Origin of the sequence: uncultured Gulosibacter sp., from assembly GCF_963509965.1 — a bacterium.
In the GTDB taxonomy this organism is placed as follows: Bacteria; Actinomycetota; Actinomycetes; order Actinomycetales; family Microbacteriaceae; genus Gulosibacter.
This window is the reverse complement of record NZ_CAUPDE010000010.1, coordinates 17,405-38,617: the sequence shown is the minus strand read 5'-3', so window position 1 is coordinate 38,617 and position 21,213 is coordinate 17,405. Positions and strand designations below refer to the sequence as shown.

General features: G+C 61.2%; 18 protein-coding genes. 11 read left to right on the top strand and 7 right to left on the bottom strand.

All coding sequences use genetic code 11. From position 1 onward, the window contains the following. The first annotated feature begins 226 nt into the window (after nt 1–226). The 8 genes from RQ865_RS07420 (at nt 227) to RQ865_RS07385 (ending at nt 8,221) form a co-directional block, all read left to right on the top strand. A complete protein-coding gene (locus RQ865_RS07420; protein WP_311478547.1) occupies nt 227–931 on the top strand; it encodes a hypothetical protein in 705 nt (234 codons plus the stop codon). 29 nt (nt 932–960) lie between these two features. Continuing rightward, entirely contained in the window at nt 961–1,158 is a 198-nt protein-coding gene (locus RQ865_RS07415; protein WP_230972667.1) for a hypothetical protein, read from the top strand. 66 nt (nt 1,159–1,224) lie between these two features. Then, nucleotides 1,225–2,094 (top strand): hypothetical protein, encoded by an 870-nt coding sequence (locus RQ865_RS07410; protein WP_311478545.1) that lies wholly within the window; start codon nt 1,225–1,227, stop codon nt 2,092–2,094. 2 nt (nt 2,095–2,096) lie between these two features. Continuing rightward, entirely contained in the window at nt 2,097–2,489 is a 393-nt protein-coding gene (locus RQ865_RS07405; RefSeq protein WP_311478544.1) for a PrgI family protein, read from the top strand. Continuing rightward, nucleotides 2,431–4,881: a VirB4-like conjugal transfer ATPase, CD1110 family gene (locus RQ865_RS07400; RefSeq protein ID WP_311478543.1), complete on the top strand. Its 2,451-nt coding sequence runs from the start codon at nt 2,431–2,433 to the stop codon at nt 4,879–4,881. Before RQ865_RS07405 ends, RQ865_RS07400 begins: the two co-directional genes overlap by 59 nt. Next, a complete protein-coding gene (locus RQ865_RS07395; RefSeq protein ID WP_311478542.1) occupies nt 4,878–6,500 on the top strand; it encodes a CHAP domain-containing protein in 1,623 nt (540 codons plus the stop codon). Before RQ865_RS07400 ends, RQ865_RS07395 begins: the two co-directional genes overlap by 4 nt. Nucleotides 6,501–6,508: 8 nt before the next feature. After that, nucleotides 6,509–7,144: a hypothetical protein gene (locus tag RQ865_RS07390; RefSeq protein WP_311478541.1), complete on the top strand. Its 636-nt coding sequence runs from the start codon at nt 6,509–6,511 to the stop codon at nt 7,142–7,144. An 18-nt stretch (nt 7,145–7,162) separates the two neighbouring features. Then, nucleotides 7,163–8,221, top strand: coding sequence for a hypothetical protein (locus RQ865_RS07385; RefSeq protein ID WP_311478540.1), 1,059 nt, complete (start codon nt 7,163–7,165; stop codon nt 8,219–8,221). Nucleotides 8,222–8,282: 61 nt separating this feature from the next. Here RQ865_RS07385 and RQ865_RS07380 read toward each other — a convergent pair whose 3' ends face one another. The 5 genes from RQ865_RS07380 to RQ865_RS07360 form a co-directional block, all read right to left on the bottom strand. Then, the gene (locus tag RQ865_RS07380; protein ID WP_311478538.1) at nt 8,283–10,307 is read right to left on the bottom strand and encodes a VirD4-like conjugal transfer protein, CD1115 family; all 2,025 of its coding nucleotides are present in this window, start codon (nt 10,305–10,307) and stop codon (nt 8,283–8,285) included. Then, complete coding sequence (locus RQ865_RS07375; protein ID WP_311478536.1) at nt 10,304–10,609, bottom strand: hypothetical protein; 306 nt, start codon at nt 10,607–10,609, stop codon at nt 10,304–10,306. Before RQ865_RS07375 ends, RQ865_RS07380 begins: the two co-directional genes overlap by 4 nt. A gap of 78 nt (nt 10,610–10,687) precedes the next feature. Then, nucleotides 10,688–11,365 carry a hypothetical protein gene (locus RQ865_RS07370; RefSeq protein ID WP_311478535.1) on the bottom strand — a complete coding sequence of 226 codons (678 nt, stop codon included), beginning with the start codon at nt 11,363–11,365 and terminating at the stop codon, nt 10,688–10,690. A gap of 110 nt (nt 11,366–11,475) precedes the next feature. Beyond that, nucleotides 11,476–13,773: a hypothetical protein gene (locus tag RQ865_RS07365; protein WP_311478532.1), complete on the bottom strand. Its 2,298-nt coding sequence runs from the start codon at nt 13,771–13,773 to the stop codon at nt 11,476–11,478. Further along, on the bottom strand, nt 13,770–14,951 hold the full coding sequence (locus RQ865_RS07360; RefSeq protein ID WP_311478530.1) for an ATP-binding protein: 1,182 nt from the start codon (nt 14,949–14,951) through the stop codon (nt 13,770–13,772). Before RQ865_RS07360 ends, RQ865_RS07365 begins: the two co-directional genes overlap by 4 nt. Before the next feature lie 364 nt (nt 14,952–15,315). Here RQ865_RS07360 and RQ865_RS07355 point away from each other — a divergent pair, with 364 nt between their 5' ends. The 3 genes from RQ865_RS07355 to RQ865_RS07345 all read left to right on the top strand — a co-directional run bounded on the left by RQ865_RS07355 (nt 15,316) and on the right by RQ865_RS07345 (nt 18,862). Beyond that, a complete protein-coding gene (locus RQ865_RS07355) occupies nt 15,316–16,521 on the top strand; it encodes a CoA transferase (protein WP_311478528.1) in 1,206 nt (401 codons plus the stop codon). 52 nt (nt 16,522–16,573) lie between these two features. After that, complete coding sequence (locus RQ865_RS07350; protein ID WP_311478526.1) at nt 16,574–17,734, top strand: acyl-CoA dehydrogenase family protein; 1,161 nt, start codon at nt 16,574–16,576, stop codon at nt 17,732–17,734. Nucleotides 17,735–17,815: 81 nt separating this feature from the next. Continuing rightward, nucleotides 17,816–18,862: a zinc-dependent alcohol dehydrogenase family protein gene (locus tag RQ865_RS07345; protein ID WP_311478524.1), complete on the top strand. Its 1,047-nt coding sequence runs from the start codon at nt 17,816–17,818 to the stop codon at nt 18,860–18,862. A 179-nt stretch (nt 18,863–19,041) separates the two neighbouring features. Here the strand turns inward: RQ865_RS07345 and RQ865_RS07340 are convergent, their stop codons facing one another. Together RQ865_RS07340 and secY are read right to left on the bottom strand one after the other, a co-directional pair. Next, nucleotides 19,042–19,638 (bottom strand): adenylate kinase, encoded by a 597-nt coding sequence (locus RQ865_RS07340; protein ID WP_311478523.1) that lies wholly within the window; start codon nt 19,636–19,638, stop codon nt 19,042–19,044. Beyond that, nucleotides 19,635–20,996, bottom strand: coding sequence for a preprotein translocase subunit SecY (gene secY, locus RQ865_RS07335; RefSeq protein ID WP_311478521.1), 1,362 nt, complete (start codon nt 20,994–20,996; stop codon nt 19,635–19,637). Before secY ends, RQ865_RS07340 begins: the two co-directional genes overlap by 4 nt. Between the last annotated feature and the right edge of the window lie 217 nt (nt 20,997–21,213).

Genomic DNA, 21,213 nt, shown 5'->3' with positions numbered 1-21,213 from the left:
GCCAGGTTCAAAGAAATTTGCCTCAGCGCTACCCAAGCAGCTTCGCAGCCGAACCAGCCACCCATCAACGACAGCGAAAGTGCCCTCCGAGACACCGTTTGCTCTACACCCGCAAGCAAAGTTCGCCGATCGTTAACTTCAACTCGACACACTCTGCCCGCTGACCCGCTACGTGAACCGCGCGGGAAAGACTTTAAAGACTTTCCAACGAGTTTCGGAGTTGATTGTGGACCTCATTACCCTCACCGCTGCCGCAGCGTTTGCTCTGCCCGCACTACAGCAGGAGCAAGCCCTCGCAGCAGCGCCCGTTGCCGATGCACAGGTTGCCTCGTTCTACCTCGCACGGGATGCCGATGTGCAGCCCCAGCCCGGTCTGAACGACGACCAAGAGCAGGCACCCGGCGATGAGGGCGGCGTGGTCGAAGACGAGCCCGGCAACGGCACCGAAGCCCCCGCTGCCGGCGAGCCCGAGGGCGAAGAACCCGCCCCCACCCCCGGCGACGACGGCGAGGCCTCAGAACCCGCCCCCACCCCCGGCGAAAGCGACGAACCCGCACCGAGCAATCCGCCCGTCCAGCCCGAGCCGAGCAACCCAGGCGCAGGCCAACCCGGCTCCGGTCAGCCAGGCGCAGGCGAGGCCGACCCCGCTCCCGCACCAGCTCCCGACCACGGATTCGCACCCGCTACCCCGCAGGTAGCCGAAGAAACTGCCCCCGGCACCGGCAATGCTGAAAGTGTGCACAGCGACGACGCTGCACAGTCAACCGATTCACAGGGCTCCGCTCGCAGCACCAACACTCAACAGCAGACCAAGCTCGCCGAGACCGGTGCTGACGACTCGATGCTGCTGCTCGGCGGTGCCGCTAGCGCACTGCTTGCCGCAGGCATGTCACTGACCGTCGTGAACACCCGCCGTCGCATCAACGCGTAGCCGCTAGGAAGGGGCTTATTCAATTGGAGATGCTCAACACTCTGCTGGGCCTGTTTGTCACCTTTGCCACAATCGGTGGCGGTCTCTGGGCTGTCTGGGGTGTTATCACGCTCGCCGGTGGCTTGAAAGACCAAAACGGGCCGCAAACACAGTCTGGCGTTTGGCAGACCGTCGGCGGCGGCCTCATCATCGCCGCAGCGCAGCTGTTTAGCCAAGTCACCGTCTAACGCTTTCAGCATTCTCGGCAGGGTGGGTGCATCCCCGCCAAAGTTTTCGAGCTAAGAGGCGTTTTCTTGGACAACCCAATCGTTTCGGTCGTCGTTGAGTTGCTCAACGCCGTTGGCGGCTACCACCTTGGCCAAATCGGTGAGGGCGCCATGACCCCGATCTCAGAAGCCAGCCCGGTGGCCTACGAGGCGATGCGTCAGATTGCCGACACTGTTGTGCGGCCGGTCGCGTCTGTGATCCTCTCACTCATGCTTGTGGTCGAACTTGCCCGCAACGCCTCGAAGTTTGAGGGTGACGGGCAGATCGGCGTGCGCATCATCGCCGGCACGATGTTTAAGTTCGTGCTGCTGATTGTGGCGGTGCAGTATGCGCCACAGATTTTGCAGGCCATCAGCGGCATCACTGAAACCATCACGCAGGGTGTTGCGGCATCCGCATCCACTACCGACACCACGGCGGCGGGAAAGCTTGGCGACCAAATCAAACCGCACCTGAACATGGTCAACGCCATCCCGGTGCTCATCATCATGGCACTGCCGTTCATCATTTCGTGGCTCGCGGTGATCGTCGCCCAGGCCGTGGTTATCTTCCGTTTCATCGAGATCTACGCACTCACCGCATTTGCGACGCTGCCAATCGCGTTCGCCGCGCATCCCGAAACAAAGAGCATCGCGGTGGGATATCTGCGCGCCTACGGTTCGGTTTCGCTGCAGGGCGCCACGCTACTTCTGGGCATTTACCTGTACCAGCTGATGATTCAATACGGCGGTTTTGCGGTGTTTCCCGACCCACAAGAAATCGGCCCCACGGGGATGACCGTGACCGGCTGGGCATTAAAGGCCGTTTTGCCAGTGTCGCTGGCAGCGATTCTGATGATCTTCGTTGTCATCGGCTCGAGCAAGCTCGCTAAGTCGATCGTGGGGCAGGCGGGTTAGTCATGGCGCTTGAAGTGAAGGTTTACAAAGAGATCACTGACTACCAGGCCAAGGTCATGATGGGTATGAGTTGGCGGCAGCTGGCGTGTGCCCTGTGCGCCCTGGTGCTCGGTGGAGGGGTCTTCGCAATTTTCTACGTACTCGATATGAAAGACCTCGGCCAGTGGCTGGCTGCACTTATTGCAGTTCCTTTTGGAGCGATCGGTTGGGTACGCCCGCGCGGCCTGCCGTTTGAGAAATACGCGGGCTATGTGATCGCACATCAGTGGAACTCAAAACGGCGCGTCTACGCGCAAGAGCCGGTCTGGAAGGTAGACGAACAACGAAAGGACTACGGTGCCCCCGTTCAGTCGACACGGCGAAACCGCAACGAAGTCGTCGAGTGTGGCCGATAACTACGAGGCCGGCCACACAAGTTTCGACGCCGACACGAGACGTGCGCGACGCAAAAAGCGAGACAAACAGTCGTATTCGCGTCGCACCCGAAACACCGCCCAGGATGTACTCGCCTACCTCGGGCTCACCGAGAGCGGCATTTGCGTGCTCGATGAGCGCCGCTACTCGATCACGCTGAAACTTGGCGACATTAACTACCAGATGGCCTCCCGTGAACACCAGGAGGCGCTGCTCGAACGCTACGCCCAGTGGGTCAACTCGTTTGATGCTTCGCAGAGCCTGCAGATCAGCGTGATTAACCGCCGCGTCGACCGCGCCGCGCTGCGTCGCGCCGTCGAAATGGAGTATCGCGGCGACGGGCTCGACGCGTACCGCGCCGAATACAACGACATGATCGACTGGCGGCTTTCGGAAGGCCGCAACGACACCGTCACCGAGAAATACGCCACCATCACGATTGATGCCGACAACTACGAGTCGGCACACACCCGGCTGATGCGCCTGGCTAACGAGTCGATCACCTTCCTGCGCGCAGTTGGTGGCTGCAAGGCTGAAATGGTGTCGGGCTATGGTCGCGTCGGTATCCTCAACAGCCTGCTGCGACCCGAAAGCCGCCTCGAGTTTGACTACTCATCAATGGCGGTTTCGGGGCTCACCACCAAAGATGTGGTGGCGCCCTGGGCAATTGATTTCACCGACCCCAACACGGTGTGCCTGTCGAGCGAGTCAGACACCTACGCGCAGATCCTCTTCCTCGACCGCTTACCGGCGTGGCTGTCTGATCAGCTGATCCGTGACCTTACCGAAATCAACACCAACATTGCGATTTCGCTGCACGCCCGCCCATTCGATCCGGGCGAGGGCCTACTCCATGTGAACCGGCGCATCGCCGACATGGAGATTCAAACCGCGAACGAACAGAAACGGGCAGCCAAACAGGGCTACTCGGCCGACCTTGTACCCCACTCGCTGCGCCGCGCACATCAAGAAGCGGTGGAGCTGCGTCGCCAGCTCGAGCAGTCAAACGAGAAGCTGTTCTCAACCACGATGCTCGTGATGGTGCAGGCTCCCAGCAAAGAAGAGCTCGCGCACCGCGTCGACCGGGTGCGTGAAGTTGGTCGCCGCCACTCGTGTGAGTTTGTGACCACCAAGTGGATGAACGAAGACGCGCTCAATGCGGCCCTACCTCTGGGCCGCTGCGATCTGCCGCTTTTCCGCACGCTCACCACCGCGAGTGTCGCGGTGCTCGTGCCGTTCACGGTGCAAGAACTCCTCGACGAGGGCGGCCTCTACTACGGCGTCAACAAGCTGTCGCGCAACCTGATCATTGGTTCACGGCAGGCCACCATGAACGGAAACGCCTTCTACCTCGGCACCTCGGGTGCCGGTAAGTCAATGTTCGGCAAGAGCGAGATCGCGCAGGTGCTTGCAAGCCACCCCAACGACGATGTCATCATCATCGACCCCGAACGCGAATATCTGCCGCTGATCGAGGCGTTTAACGGTCAGCGCATCGAGATTCACGCCGGTTCAACCTCGGCCATCAACCCGATGGAGCTGGCGGATGACCAGATGGATGACAACCCGGTGCGTCGCAAGAGCGAGTTTGTGCTCTCGATGTGCGAGGTGCTTATCGGTGGTCAGTTCGGTCTCAACTCGGCAGCCCGCTCGATCATCGACCGTGCCGCATCGCAGCTGTATAACGAGTTCCAATCGGCCAGCCCCCGCACCCGCGAACAGCCCACGCTGCGCAGTCTGTTCGATGCGCTGCGTGCTCAACCCGAACCCGAAGCCCAGCAGATCGCAACTTCGCTCGAGCTTTATGCGCAGGGCTCGTTCTCGGGGTTCGCGCTTCCGACCAATGTCGATCGCGACAACCGTTTGACTCTGTTCGATATCTCGCTACTGGGTCAAGACATGACCACCTTCGGAATGCTCGTGGTGCTTGAAGAGGTGTGGTCGCGCGTGGTGCGTAACCGAGCACGCGGCCGAGTCACGTGGCTGTACGTGGATGAGTTTCACGTGCTGTTCGCCAACGACTACGCCGCACGCTACTTCCAGAGCGTGTTCAAGCGGGCACGCAAATACGGCCTGAACCCGACGGGGCTTACCCAAAACATCGAAGAGCTGCTGTTGAACGAGCGCGCACGCTTGATGCTCGCGAACTCGGACGTGCTCGCGCTGCTCAACCAAAAAGAAACCGACGCCCGCGCGCTGCAGCAGCTGTTTGGGTTCAGCCAGCAGGAGTCGTCATACTTCCGCAATGTGCCAAGCGGTCACGGGCTTTTCCGGATGGGAACAGCAACGATTCCGTTCGACAGCACCATCCCTGAAACTACCGATATGTACCGCCTGTTCACGACGAAGTTCCAGGAGCAAAATCGCCGATGAACTCACCAGCTGGTAGCGGATACACCCTCACCTACCCGGATACTGAAGCCGCCGCGGGCTCGAAAGACGTTGGTGAAGCGAGCCTCCAGCAGGGCGCCGAAACTGGCCGCGAGAGTTTTCGAATGGCGGCCGAACAGGGACAGCAGGCGATAGAGCTAGGCGCCCTGACGGCCTTCCAGGGCGGTATGGCAGGCAGCTCGCTCATCAACCGCGTCGGTTCGACCCACAGCGGGCAGCAGGACGATGAGGGCGGTCACGGCGACGTATTATCGGTGAGTTCGCGCGGCACCATGATGGTGCACCAGGGCGCTAACGCGGCCACCGAAGCAGCAATAGTTCAGGTGCGCGGCGAGCAACACCTCGTGCAGTCGTCGGCGTCGAGCGGTGTGCAGGCTGCCACAAAGGGCGCTGCTACGCTCGTGGGCGACAGCATCCGTGGCACCACCACCGTGATCACCCACAGCACTCGGGCGCTCGTAGAACGGGCCACCGAAGGCGGAATCATGGCCACACAGCTCGCCACCACGGTATCCACGAACGGCGCCGCAACTACCGCCACGGCGGCGCCCGCTGCGGCAGGTGCCGTCGCCGCCAAGAGCACGGCGTTTTCGAGTGCGGTCACTGCCGTTACCTCGGCTTTAACCACCGCCGCCGGTGCCGCTTCTTCGGTAGTGAACAGCGCGGTTTCGGCAGCGTTTTCAACGATCGCCGCGGGCGCCATCACGGTGGTGATCATAATCGGTCTGCTGGTGGGCACGGGCTACGGGCTAATGACGCTGCAAAACAGCTCGGTGCCTGCTGCCGCATCCGCCAGCCAGATTGACGACTACCCCTACCCACAAAACTTCGGCCAGGGAATGTCGCCGATGGGTTACGCCTACGGCAATTGCACCGACTTTGTTGCCTGGCGCATCAACCGTGACCAGGGCACTTACGGTGAGCCGTGGTCACAAACCTGGGGCGATCTCACTCCACTGGGCGGCGACGGTAAAGACTGGGGGCTGCCGGGCAATATGCCCGGTTGGGAGGTAACCACAATGCCCGGGCCCGGCGATATTTTCTCGGTTCCGGCCGGATATGTCGGTGCCGGTAGCAGCGGTGGCCCCTACGGGCACGTGGCCTATGTGGCGGTGCGCAATGAAGACGGCTCGATTCTCACCGAACACTACGGCGAAAATCGCTATTTTCAACAGACCTACACGCCCGAGCAGGTTGCGTCGTTCATTCAGGGTGGCGTGGTGTTCAAGACCAACGCCGCCAACCCGGTGCGTAACGCGCTCGGTGCCGGTGTCACCTCACAGCTGTACGGTCCACAGGATGCCCGCGACTACGCCCGCTCGCGGCTGGCCCATTTCGGATGGGATGAGGGTGAGATGGTCGCTCTCACCCGCCTGTGGGAGGGCGAGTCGGGATGGCGTTGGAACGCTGAAAACCCAAGCTCTGGTGCCTACGGCATTCCGCAGGCGCTGCCTGCCGAGAAGATGGCGTCAGCGGGTGAAGACTGGCGTTCGAACCCGGCCACGCAGATTGACTGGGGGCTCAAATACATTAAAGACACCTACGGCACCCCCTCCGCGGCGCTCGAGTTTTGGAACTCGAACGATCCGCACTGGTATTAGGCGGGGCCGTGCGCGGATCTGATCGTCAGGTAATTGTGGGGATGCTCGTTGGCGTCCTGCTGATCGCATTCGTTGGCTTTGTGGTGTGGTTCGTAAGTGCGCGTGTTGGTGGCGGCACCGCACCCGCCGTTACCACCGCGCAGGGAGACCTGCCACCAAACACCACCGCCACTCCAACCCCGCGGATCGGTTCAACCCTGCGCCCGAACGCACCCGACGGAATGAACGACTATTCCGAGGTCATCACCGAGATTCCCGATTCGGCAGCTGAACTCGTGCGTGATGCGGCAACCGAGCTGGTGCCGTGGCAGCAGGGCGAAACGGTGGCGCAGCGACGCGACCGGGTGTCGAAGTGGCTACCGGCAGAACTCGTCAACGACAGCCCGTTTGCTGTATCCATGAGCGATATTGCCGGCGCCTCGGTCACCGTATCCGACATCCCGACAGCAACTCTTGCCGGCAGTGCTGACGACTCACCCCAGCTGCTGCACATTGCGCAACCGGTGAAGTACACGCTGCACCTGCCCAAGGGCGGCGAAAGCGAAACGATTGCCTATGGCCAGGCGACCTGGCTGTTTACCGTCAGGATGCACAATGACGGGTCGGCAGAAATTGTTGGTCTGACCGAGCCGACCGGTCTCTAGAGGAAGGGGTTTTGCGAAGTGATTAGCCCGTCTGTGGATGCCGAGGGACTCTACCGCATTGCACAAACCCCGCATGTGCTCGACGACAGCGCGCTCGTTGAGATTGGCGAGCATCCCAATTGCTATCCAGAGCTTCGCAATTGGGCATTCGCGCACCTGGGCCAACTGCGCTCGGGTAATGTTGCCCCACCCCCGGTGCCGCCGCTTGAAAAACCACGCCGGGGCGGCAGGGCAACGCACCCTCGACCGGCCCGCGTGCGCCCGCCGCGCAAATCGCATCGACGCAATCCGGCGCGGCGCACCGCCCTGATCTCGGGAAGTTTGGCGCTGCTGGTGCTCGCTGGCGGCGTAACCGCGGTGACGATGATCCGCGGCACGTCGTCGCACGATGCGGCGCCGCTATCGACATCGGATGCCGCGCAGCAGCCTGATTCGAACGGCGCCGCCACACCCGGCTCGAGTTCGGGCCACCTCGCCGACACTCAACGGCTTCGAGCCTCGGGCGAGTCGTTTGACTGTGTCACCTACGGCAATTCGGTGCAGTGTTCGGGCAGTAACCGCAACGGGGCCCTCGGGCTCGGTGACGAAAAAGCCCCCGGGCCGAACGTGATCAAGTTTGACGGTGAAGTTACCCAACTGGTGGCGGGGATGCACTTCGCCTGCGCCACCGACGGTCTCGGTGTCACCTGCTGGGGCAATAACAAGTGGCGGCAGACCGGTCAGAAAGATGGTGCTTCGGTGACACCCGCCAAGATTGCCGAGCTGGCCGATAAACCGGTGCAGCATCTGTGGGCGGGCGAGAGCCACGCCTGTGCGTCGAGTAACGATGAGGTGTGGTGCTGGGGGTCAAATAATGTCGGCCAGATTGGTAATGGTGCCCCGAGTGACCCGATGGCACCCACTCGGGTCGATTTTGGGAGCATGGCGAAGGTAACCGACCTGTTCGGTAGCCGTTTCACCACTTGTGCGGTTCGTGAAGGCTATGACAAACCGTGGTGCTGGGGTTCGAACCTGGGTGGTGTCATTGATGCCGAAAACGACGCTGAGGTGCTGCGCCCAACGCCACGCCGGCCATAAACTTCATCCCACTGTGGCCCGACCGAAGAGATCTGACCACAGTGGGATGCGTTAAACGGCTCTAGCCTTGCGGTGCGGCTGCAGCGGTATCGTTGGCAGCGCTGGGCGCTGATTTGACCACGGGCGGAAGGGGTTGTGTGGTTGCCGCTTTCAGCCGCTTGCCCGCCGCTGCGAACCGGGCGCGGTCGGTGGGCGTCACCGGTGCGCTGCGCACCGACTGGGGCTGCACATAGTTCGTGGTCACCTGGGTGGGTGCGCTTGCTGCCGCTGGCGGCGGCGCGGGCAGCGCGGGCGGCTCGCCGCTATCGGCTGCGGTGTCTGAATCGCTCGGCGGCTCCGACGGCTCGCTGTCGGTCGAGCGTTCCGAGATAGGCACATACTCGTACGAACCGCTCGGCACCGGCTTGAGTTTCTTGCTGCGGAACGGCGGCACACCGCGCAGCATGTAGAGACACTCGCCGCCGTCAAGTCGCGCGATCTCATCGGGGGTGAGCAGTTCGCGGCCGATTTTGCGGAACATCTGTGAGGCAGTGCCGAATCCCTGCCCACCCCGCTGGCTCGTGTCGTCGCGCTGGTTGATGGTTTCTTTACCGAGCCGGTTGGCGATCCACTTGGTGGTCGATTCTTCGTCACCACCGAGGAAGAGTTTCGAGTCGCAGTTACCCACGATGGTTTCCCAATCGTCGCCGTAGATTGACTTCCCCTGCGCATAGTTCTGCATGATTACGCTCACCGCGATGCCTCGCTTACGCATCACCGCGATCTTGGTGTGGAAGCTTGGCAGCTTGCCGATATTGGCGAACTCATCCATATAGCAGTGAATGGGCACCGGCAGCCGCTTCTCGGGGAGGGCGTCGGCGAGGGCGATGTTCTTTTGGAAGAACATGTCGTAAAACACCGACACTAAGAAGCTAAACGTCTCGTGACTGTCGGGGATGATCAGGAAGACCGCGGTGCGTTCCTCACCAATCTTGGCCGCCTCGATCGAGTTGCCCGACAGCATCCGGGAGAGGGCCGGCATGTGGAGCGGTCCGAGCCGCACACCGAGGCTGATCAGCACGCTCTTGCGGGTCTCGCCAGCGCCCTGCGTGTAAATGTTGTACTGGCTCCACGAGAACTGCCACATTCGCAGTGTTGTGCGTGCTGAGTCGTCGTATTCGCGATTGGCGTTCTTGGGGTTGTTGGGGTCGTGCTTGTCGAGCACTTTCTTCATCCCCAAAAACACCTTGTCGCCCTCCGAGATGAATCCTTCCTGTGCTTCAGAGGTCTGCATCTTGGCGAGCAGTTCGATGACATCGTTGAGTGTGCCTTCGGCACCCTTGCGCCCGTACACGTAGGCAACGAGTGCGGTGAGCAGTGCGCGCTCGGCTTTTTCCCAGAAGCCGCCGGTGTTGTCGGCCGCTTTGCCGGTGGTGTTCGAGATGATGTTCTGCACCAGGATCATGCAGTCAACTTCAGCCTGTTCGGCACTGAAGTAGGCGAGCGGGTTGAAGGTTTCGGTCTTTGACCAGTCGACGAGGTTGAGCGAGCGCACCTTATAGCCGGCTGCTTCGAGCTTGGCCCCGGTGGCCTGCATGATTTCGCCGTTGGGGTCGGTGACCACATACGACTGGTTGAGTTGCGCAATATTGGGCTGCACGTAGTAGCGAGTTTTACCCGAACCACTTGAACCGATCACCATGACGTGCTGGTTGCGTTGGGTTTTACGCGAGTCGAGACTGAGCCGTTCGGTGCGGCTAAAGAGCAGGTTTTGGCGGTAGTCGGAGTCGATGAACGGTTTAATATCGCGTTCATCGCCCCAACGCGATGAGCCGTGTTCGACGCCGGCACGGGTGCTGCGGGTCTTCGTTGTTTGGTAGGCCAGTGTGAGCAGCAGGATGAATGCCACTGCGACGCCAATCAGGAGGTCGAACCCGTCGAACGACAGGTGGAGCGGGTTGCGCAGATCGAACCAGAACTGTTGGGCGACATCAGTGGGTTTCTCACCAGCGGCAATATCAGCGCGCACCTGGTAGCTGATCTTGTCTCCGGCCCAGAAACCGGCCACAGTCAGGATCGCCCCCAGAATGAGTGTGCGTTGCTTCACTTTTCGTCTCTCCTGTGGTGCATCGTGTGTTCGGGCCGGCGATGATATTCGCTTTGTAGGCGGTCATGCTCGAGCCGTTCTTCATCTAAAACATGTTGTTCGCGAGCCAGCCGCTGGTCTTGCTGGGCTTGTTGCTGGGCGGACACCGTGTGGCGGTAGTCGTCAGCCTGGCTAATAAGCTCGTCGCCGGTGACCGAAACAGCTTCGAGCCAGCGGTCGGCAGCTTCGTGCTGCTCTTGGGTTGCGCGGTCGGTGTTCGTTTCTGCCTCATTGCGCAGCTGCTGTCGAGTTAGTGGCGTCATGCGGGCAGGGTCAAGTTTTCGCGCACGCCAGCGCGGGTTGATGGGATCGGTTTGTAACTCATTCGTTGACATGTGGGGCTAGCGGTTCATCCCCATATCGAGGTAGAGGTCGGGGTTGTTGAGCGCTGGATCGTTTGGTGAAACCTGCTGTGCCATCGCGTCTACCTCATTGGGTAGCTGTTCACTGCTCAGCTGCGGTTCTTGCCCCAGGGTCATCGAGGTTTGGTCGAGCGCGTAGGCGAGCTGGGTGGTGGAGGTGCTCGCGAATGTCATCTCGAGGCTTCCGTCGGCTTTTTGTTCATAGTCGAACTGCACGTTGTGCTGCGCGAACTCGCTGCGATAGGTATCGAGTTCGGCGCCGGTCAGTTGCGTTGCTGGCACGCCATCGGCGTCATGGTTGGGGATGTCGTCGACGACCACCTTCCGGGGTTCGGAGTGCGGTGGCGGCTGGTGCGCGGCCTGAAGTGGGAGTGCCGGCAGCGCGGGCATCCCGCCATCCTCAACTGCGGCGGTGCCGGGTGCGCCGCCGCCGGGCAGCTGTGCAGCGCCGTGATGTGCTTGATTTGCCGCTTCTTGCCCACGGTCAAAAATGTTTCCGGCCTGCTGCGACATTTCTTTGCCGCCCTGCATGATGTCTTGCATCGTCTGCTTGCCATCATTCTGCATGGAGTAGCGCAACAGCACATGCTGCGCCATGCGTCCCGTTCCCTGTATGAGCTGCATATTGCCGCGGCTGAGTTCGTCTGTAAGACTCATTGTTCGTTTCGCTTATCCGATGGATTCTCTGGAGTGGTTGCGCATGGTAGCCGGGCCCGAAACCGAGCTGATGAAGGGTTTCGAGCCCGGGCCATGGTTGTTGAGTGGGATTAGATCGACTGCGTGTGCTGTGGAATCTGCTGGCCGGCAGTTGGAGCCTGGTTTTGGATGCTCTTGACTTCGCCATCAGCATCAGCCGCTAGGTCGGCGACACCAACTTTCCCCTTAGCTTGCGCCTCGGCGGCAGCGGTGCCCTGACCGGTGCCCTGCTGGTCAGACAGCTGCTCGGGAGTCGACTGGCCACGAACCGATTGGTCGAGCGCAGGTTGCGGCTGCTCGTACGTGGCTTGGTTGTACGAGACGTTCACCTCGACATCGAGCTCAGCACTCAGATCGTGGCTGGTCGTCATCGACGGCTGTTCGGCAACCACAGCGGGCTGCTCGGCGGGCGCAGCGGTCTCGTCTTGCTGGTTCACCCCGACCGACTGAGCACCGCCATTCGGCTGTGCCACAGTTGCGTCCGGGCCGTCGATTGGTTGGTTGGCCGGGATACCGTGTGCGTTAAAGCCGATCCCTTCCTGGCCAATATAAGCGGATAGTTGCGCGCCGCCAATGGGCGTTTCGAACGTCGTTTGTGATTTGAGTGTGCCCTCGTCAAACTGTGTCTGAGTGTCAAACCCGAAACCGTTGAAGTTGGGGATATCGCCGGTGGGCGCGGTAACCCCGGGCTGGTGGTTTGCCGGAACGAAGGTTGCGCCATCTTGGTACGGCGCCGGCGAAACCTGTCCGGGGTTCTCGTCGGGGCGGTAGACGGGCTGTGACATCTCTGCCAGCCGCAGATCCTGGGGGATCTGCGGCATCGGCTGCAGCTGCACCTGGTGCTGAGGAAGGGGTTGCTGCACGGACAACTCCGTTTTTTGGTTGTGAGTCACGTCAGCCTGGTTGACATTGATGTTGCCGTGGTTGACATTGATGTTGCCGTGGTTGACCACGCTGTGGTCTCCCTCGATATTCGCGGGGTTCTGGCCCGGCTTACCGCCCGGTACGGCGACGGGTTGTTCAGGAGCCGGAGCAGGCTCTTCAGGAGCAGGGTGTCCGGGACCCGGCTGATCGGGAGCAGGCTGTTCAGGCTCCGGCTGTTCCGGTTGCTCGGGACCAGACTGCTCAGGCCCCGGCTGTTCCGGTTGCTCGGGACCAGACTGCTCAGGCTCCGGCTGTTCGGGGCCAGGCTTGTCTCTCTCGGGATCGAGATGCGCGGGGATAGGGTTCTCTTGGTCGACGTTCAACCTATTGTCACGAAGATAGTCCCCAAGCTCCTGGGGGTTTCCCGCTTCGTCCAACTGCTCTACACCAGTGACGATGACGTTGAAGTCAACGCCCTGATTCTCACGAAGATCCGCCGCAAGCTCGTCGATCTCTTTAAGATGTTCGGCCGAGAGCGCGTCGCCATTATCGAGAATCAAAGTGGTTGATTCACCGGCCTCGGCGTTGGCAACCGCCGCGGTTCTGATGTGATCGACCGAGTAGGCAAAATCAAAGTTACCGAGCACCGCGTCTTGAATTGCATCGGCGCGTGCAGAGTCACTAGCATCTGGGCGGTTACGTTGACCCCCTTCAAAGCTGCCGTCCACACTCAACTTCGCAGAGTCCGTGATGCCAAAATCTGCACCAGCACCAATCCCTCCGGAAGTATCAGTTTGACGAGCCCCGCTCTTTGACAGTTCGTCAAACTTCTCCTGCATGGCTGGTGTCGCTGTAACGCCGTACTGCTTGTTAAATTCGTCCCAGCCCCCGTCTGCGCCATCACAGTCAACGTAAAAGACACCGCTACCAGGTTCCGGATTGTCGCGCATCTCTCTTGCCGCTTGCGAAGCGGCAGCGCTATCGTCAGCCTGATAAGCATAGATTCCGGTGCCCTCGAGCTCAGGTTTCTTTTCGCCCGGTTCGCGTCGAACTGTGTTATATGAGTGGTCAACTTCACTGGGATCGACTTCGATCCCCCTGTCTTTTAGAATCTCCGCTTCAAGAGGCCGCAGCTTCTCGTGCGCGGGCCGCTCATTCTCGCTTGTTTCTTCTTGGTACTCTCTCACTCCCTGGTATATGTTTCCTGGGAGGGTTGCACGAGTAAAGCCCTCGTCAAGAGCGTCCATGCGCTGCTCATTATTTTCAGCTGTGACAACACCACGCACTGTTTCGTAAACGTTTACAAGCTGGTTCTCCTTAACCGCCGTTTCGAAGCCCTCACCAATTGCTTTTTTAATATCCATTTCTTCTCCCCGAGTTTCTTGACTTCTTGCTTGAGAAAGATTGACTTGCGACACCGATGCGAGAGCTACCTCGCCAAGTGCCTCGGCCTGACGCAATACAGCGGGGCTGTCACTCGCAGCCGGGGTAAATTCCGAACTCATGAGCGCCTCCCCTCGTTGATCCGCCGCACCGGCACTGCATCCCGTGACGATTCACTAACAAGCGATTCACGCAGCATCGGTAGCGCGACCTCTGCCTGATCGGCTTCGTTCAACACCAACACCCCGTGCGTCACCAACCGCGTCAGCTGCGCCCGCACCACATCGGCCGATTCACGCATCCCATCCGCGAGCGCAATAAGCGACAGCGGCGCCGCCGAGAACACCGTCGCACCATCGCCGCTTGCCCGCTGCCCTGCATGCGCCAACTCGGCAAGCAACCGCAGGTCGGCAGCAGCAAGTTCACGCAGCAACCGCACGTAATACAGGCGGTGCACGATTCGGTAGCCGAACGCCACCGCCTGGTTCAACTCCGACTGCGTCGGTAGCTGCGAGCTGGCACAGTCGACGAGCACCGAACCCATCGCCTGCAACATTGGTGCGTAACCAGCCGAAAATCGCGCCAGCAAATCCGTGCTCGATTCACTCACGGTGAGACCTGCCGCGGCAAAACCGCGCTCGAGCAACTGCACGGCTTCAAGATGTGACAGGCGACCCAGCTTCACAAAATCTTCGCTGGTGCGCGGACGTAGCACCCGGTCGCGAAAGATGCGTTCGGTGAACTCAGGCATCGCCCCAATACCCACCACAAGGTTCGGCACCTCGGCCACGGCCCTATCAACCTCGGCAAGCAGCTGGTCATATCCCTCACCAGCATCACGATGCGCCTCATCGAGCGCCAGGAAGAGCCCCCGCTGCTGCTCTACGAGTAGATCCGAAAGCACCCGGATCTGCTCGTAAATCGAGGCGGTGTCGCTGTCACCCGCATAACCACTGAAGTTCAACACCTCGGCCGCACGCGCGCTCAATCGCGACATGCGCATCGGGCCCGCGCACTCAATGAGTAGCCGCGGAAGTTCGTCATCCAGCATTCGCTCACGGATTCCCGAATGCACCGACACGAACAGCGTCACCCAGCCCAGCTGTTCGGCACGGCTAGCGGCCCACCGCAGCAGCGAGGTTTTCCCCGAACCGATCGTGCCGGTAACCAGCACACTCGTCGAAGCAGCCTGCGCTGCGGTTGCGCGCGCAAACGCCCGCTCAAACGAGGCCTTTGCCGCATCAACACCGAGAAGCTGATTGGCCCCAGTGCCCGGCGCTGGTGTAAACAGCTCGCCCACTGCGCCCCCCTCTCGTATTGATTCGCGGTGTACTGACTGAATGCGCCGGCGATACTAACGCGCCAGTTGAACGAACAATGTTTCCCAGCTGCAGCCTTTCAGGCATTGACCTGGCGTTTTCTTCGGCAAGCCCAACCCCTGCGACCGAAGAGTTCACAGAGCCCTCAGGAAGGCACGCACCCACCGCGCATAAAACTGTGAATTTGCTGAACTTTCATCCATTCACGAAAGAATGTGCTAAGTACCCACGCGCAGCATGCACCGTTCGCAATCCGCGCCTAGAATTGCCAATTACAGACCGCTTGCTAATCTGTGCGCGCCCCAGTTACCGCTCACAGTCGCGACCTGATTCAACGGAGAACCAGTGACCACACACCCAGCTTCCAACGCACCCCTACACGGGATCACCGTCGCCGACTTCTCGCGCATCCTCGCCGGCCCCTGGGCCACCATGACACTCGGCGACCTCGGCGCCAAAATCATCAAGGTCGAACGGCCAGCACTCGGCGATGACACCCGAACTTGGGGGCCGCCCTATGACGCTGAAGGCATGGCCACTTATTTTCAATCGGTCAACCGAAACAAGCAGTCGATTGCACTCAACCTGAAAGATCCCGAAGATATCGAACTCGCGCGCCGCCTCGTACGAGAAGCCGACGTTGTGGTTGACAACTTCCTTCCCGGCACACTCGAGCGGGCACAGCTGTCGGATACAGAAATTCACGACCTCAACCCACGCGCCATCATCGCCCGCATCAGCGGCTTCGGATCGAGCGGCACCGGCCACGGCCGCCCCGGCTACGACTTCGTGGTGCAGGCACTGGGCGGCCTGATGCACATCACCGGCGAACGCGACGGCAACCCGATGAAAGTGGGCGTCGCACTCGTCGACCTATTGGCGGCCCACGATCTCACCATCGGCATACTCGCCGCTCTACGCCAACGCGACCTCACCGGCACCGGCACACTCGTCGAAGTAAACCTGCTCTCGAGCCTGCAAGCGGCGCTGGCGAACCAAGCACAGGCCGTGCTCGGCGCCCAAGTCGAACCCGGACGACTCGGCAACGCGCATCCCTCAATCTGCCCCTACGAAACGCTCGCCTGCCGCGAAGGGCAGCTCGCCGTGGCAATCGGCAATGACGGACAGTTCGCGAAATTCGTGACCGAACTCGGTATCCCCCACATTGCAGCAGACAACCGTTTCGCCACCAACCCAGCCCGCGTACAACATCGCGCCGCGCTGCGACCACTGCTTGAAGAAGCGCTCCAGGCGGCCACCGCCGACGAATGGGAACGTCGCCTGGTCGAGTTCGGCCTGGCAGTGGGGCGCGTCGCCACCATCTCAGAGGGCATCGAACTCGCCCGCGAAGTGGGCGTCGACCCCGTGGTCGAACTCGAACGCGACGGTCGCACCAGCCGCGGCATCCGCCACCCCGTGCGCTACACACCCGAGTTCCCGATGCCCACAGTGGGCGCGCCCGACCTCGACGCCGACGGTGAAGCCCTGCGTGCCTACCTGCGCGCTCAGCCATCGAGCCTGCCCACCGATCAGACCACCAAATCTCACTAGAGCCACTCCCCGCGCCCAACAGGCAGCCGCGGCCTTCCAGAAAGGAACCCTGATGACCGACCGCTACGATCTGCTCGATCTCGAATCACAGTTCAGCGCCGATGAAATCGCGCTGCGCGACCGCGTGCGCGAATTTGTTGACCGCCGCATCCGCCCCAATATTGCCGACTGGTACGAGCGGGCAGTGTTTCCCACCGAGATCATTCCCGAAATGGCCGAACTCGGCCTGCTGGGGATGCACATCGAAGGCTACGGTTGCGCCGGTCGCAGCGCCGTCGAATACGGCATCGCCATGCAAGAACTCGAAGCCGGCGACTCGGGGCTGCGCACCTTCATTTCGGTGCAGGGTTCGCTGGCGATGAGCGCCATCGCCAAACACGGTTCAGAATCGCAAAAGCAGCAGTGGCTGCCCGAGATGGCCGCCGGCCGCGTCATCGGCTGCTTTGGCCTGACCGAACCCGAAGCCGGCTCCGACCCCGGCAATATGCAAACCACCGCGGTGCGCGACGGCGACGAGTGGGTGCTCAACGGCACCAAGCGCTGGATCGGGCTTGGCACCATCGCCGATATCGCGATCGTGTGGGCGCGCAGCGACGACGGCGTGCACGGCTTCATCGTGCCCACCGACACCCCCGGTTTCTCGGCCGAAGCGCTCGAACCGAAAATGTCGATGCGCGCGTCGATCCAAACCGAGCTGCACCTCGACAATGTGCGCCTCAGCGAAGCGCACCGCCTACCCGAAGCGAAGAGCCTGCGCGCACCGTTCGAATGCCTCAACGAGGCACGCTACGGCATCACGTGGGGTGCGATCGGTGCCGCTCGGGATGCGTTCAACACGGCCGCCAGCTACGCCGACGAACGCAAGCAGTTCAACAAACCCCTCTCAGCGTTCCAGCTCACCCAGCAAAAGCTCGTGGGCATGGCGCTCGAACTCAACAAGGCACAGCTGCTGGCGCTGCAGATCGGCCGACTCAAGGATGCGGGCAAACTCGAGCGCCACATGATCTCGGTTGGCAAGCTCAACAACTGCCGTATCGCCATCGACATCTGCCGCGAGGCACGCACTATCCTCGGCGGCAACGGCATCCTGCTCGACCAGTCGATTATGCGCCACGCGAACAACCTCGAATCGGTGCGCACCTACGAGGGCACCGATGAGGTGCACACGCTGATTTTGGGCCAGCACCTCACCGGGCAGAACGCGTTCGCCTAGTCAGCAGGCGTTCACCTGGTTGTCGAGTCGTCTACTTACACTCACGAATCCCCCTCCCTTTACTGAACTAAGGAGTTCATCATGAAGGCACTCGTGTATCACGGCCCCGGTAAGAAGGCGTGGGAGGAGGTGCCAGACCCGAAAATCCTGGCACCCACCGACGCCATCGTCAAAATCGACACCACCACCATCTGCGGCACCGACCTGCACATCCTCGGCGGCGACGTTCCCGCCGTAACTGACGGTCGTATCCTCGGTCATGAGGGTGTCGGTCACGTCATCGCTGTTGGCGACAGCGTCACCAACTTCAAGGTTGGCGACCGGGTCATCGTCAGCTGCGTGTCGAAGTGTGGCGTGTGCTCTTACTGCCAGAAAGGCTTCCCCGACCACTGCCAGGCAAACGAAGCTGGAGTGGGCTGGATTCTCGGCCACATGATCGACGGCACGCTCGCCGAGCAGGTTCGGGTGCCGTTCGCTGACGGGTCGCTGCACCACGTTCCCGAACACGTCACCGATGAGCAGGCCGTATTCCTGAGCGACTCGCTGCCCACCGGTTACGAAGTGGGTGTGCTCGCCGGCCAGGTTCGCCCCGGTGACACAGTCGCCGTGGTGGGCACCGGCGCAGTCGGTCTCGCCGCGATCATGACCACCTCGCTGTGGGGTGCATCCAAGGTGATCGCCATCGACACCAACGAGTTCCGCCTGCAGAATGCCCTCGAGTTCGGCGCCACCGACACCGTCGTTTCGGGCCCCAACACTCGCGAAGAAGTGTTGGCGCTCACCGACGGCCTCGGGGTCGATGTCGCGATGGAGTGCGTCGGTTACCCCGAAACCCTCCAGCTCACCGCCTCGCTCGCCCGCCCGCGCGGCCACATCGCGAACCTCGGTGTGCACGGCAAGCCGGTAGAGCTGCCGCTTGACACCATGTGGATCGGCAACTACACCCTCACCATGGGTCTTGTGGATGCGACCAGCACCGCGACGCTGCTCAAGATGGTGGCATCGGGCAAGCTGCCGAGCGAGAAGATGGGTACGCACACCTTCGCGCTCAACGACATTGAAGAGGCGTGGGATGTGTTCGCCAACGCCGCGAAGAACGAGGCAATCAAGGTAGTGCTCAAGGCCTAACCGGCGCCTCACCCAGCAGGTGCCCCTTTCATCGCAACACGACCTCGCGCGCCGAGGGAACCCGTGATGAAAGGGGCCCTTGCGTTGTGGCACACAACCGGCACTGCCTGCGCACAAGCCAATAAAACAGGGGCGTCACCGAACAAACCCGGCGACTCCCCTGTGGTACAACTGTATGATTAGGCGCGCGGTTCAAGCCCGCGGTCTGCGAGTGCAGCGAGGATACCCGCAGCAACCTCTTCAACTGTGCCCATACCGTCAACATCTACAACGACGCCGCGTTCACGGTATACCTCGACCACTGGCGCGGTCTCGTTGGCGTACACCTGCTGGCGGTGCCGGATCACTTCTTCGGTGTCGTCAACCCGGCCCTGTTCTTCGGCACGCTTGAGCAGTCGCGCAACCACAGCATCAGTGTCGGTCACCAACTGCACCACTGCGTCGATTGCCGCGCCGTCGGCTGCGAGCAGTTCGGTGAGAAACTCCACCTGCCCAACAGTGCGGGGGTAGCCGTCGAGCAAGAAACCAGGCGCGACATCGGGCTGTGAGAGCCTGTCGCGAATGAGTTCGTTGGTGAGTGAGTCGGGCACGAGCTGGCCCTGTGCGGTGATTTCCTGCACCTTCTTGCCCAGCTCAGTGCCGTTTTTGATGTTGGCCCGAAAGATATCGCCGGTTGAAATGGCCGGTACGCCGAATGCTTCGGCGAGACCCGTTGCCTGGGTGCCTTTGCCCGCGCCGGGGGCACCAACAATCAGAAGACGTACTGCGTTGCTCATCGGAGAAGTCCTTCGTATTCGCGCTGCTGCAATTGGGCGTCGATCTGCCGCATCGTTTCAAGACCCACGCCCACGAGGATCAGGATTGATGCGCCACCGAACGGGAAGTTCTGGTTGGCGCCCACCGTGGCCAGTGCGATCAGCGGCAGCATCGCAATGATGCCGAGGTAGATCGAACCGGGGAAGGTAATGCGGTTGAGCACGTAGGTGAGGTAGCCGGCGGTCGACTGACCCGCACGTACTCCGGGGATAAACCCACCCTGCTGGCGCATGTTTTCTGCCACATCGTCGGGGTTGAACGCGATGAACACGTAGAAGTACGCGAACGCGATTGTCAACAGGAAGTAGGCGACCATGTACACGGGTGAGTTGCCCGAGATGAGGTTGTTCTGCACCCATACGACCCACTCTGCCGGCGGCTGGCCGGGCGCGGGCTGTGCGAACTGGGCAACAATGGCCGGCAGCATCAGAATGGATGATGAGAAGATCACCGGGATCACACCGGCCTGGTTCACCTTAATCGGAATGTAGGTCGACTGGCCACCGTAGGTGCGACGGCCCACCATACGCTTCGCGTACTGCACCGGGATGCGTCGCTGCGACTGTTCGACGAACACCACGGCAACGAGGATGGCGAATGCCAGCACCGTGATGATGCTAAAGGTGAGCGCTCCACCGGCACCGCTGACAAGCGACCACATGGCCTGCGGGAAGCTCGCGCAAATCGACGTGAAGATCAGCAGCGACATACCGTTGCCGATACCGCGCTCGGTAATGAGCTCACCGAACCACATGATGACCGCGGTGCCCGCGGTGAGCGTGCCGACAATGAGCAGCATGCGCACAACGTTGGTGACAACATCACCGGCACCGGCCTCGGGGACGAGACTGACAACGCCGCGGCACGCTGCCGACTGGTTTCCACCGAACAGCGCGCCGGTGCGCGCCATGGTGAGCAGCGTGGTCGACTGCAGCAGCGCCAGGGCGATGGTCAGGTACCGCGTGTATTGGGTTAGCGTCTGCTGACCGCTTTGGCCCTCTTTGTGCAGCGTCTCAAAGCGCGGGATCACCACGCGCAGCAGCTGGATGATGATCGACGCGGTGATGTAGGGCATGATGCCTAGCGCGAAGATCGATAGCTGCAGCAGCGCACCACCCGAGAACATGTTGAGCATATTGAGCAGGTTGGCGCTGCCGTCGAGGCCGACACCGGCAATACACTCCTGCACGTTCACAAAGTTCACGAACGGTGCGGGAATCGTGGTTCCGAGACGGTAGATCACGATAATGCCGAGCGTGAACAGAATCTTGTTGCGGAGATCAGGTGTCTTAAACACCCGGGCGATGGCGTTGAACACGCTGCGGATCCTGCTTTCGATTTCTGGTCATTCGGGGCCGCCCACTGGCGGCGGGAAGTGGTGTCGCTGCACGACTGCGGGCCCGGTTTTTGGGCACCGCAACCTCCAGTTTAACGGTAATCTCGCCAACAGTGAGAATAACGGCCCACTGATTTTTCGCATCCGTTTTGTGCAACTCGTCTTTATTTGGCGTTGCCAGCGCACGAATACCTTGCCG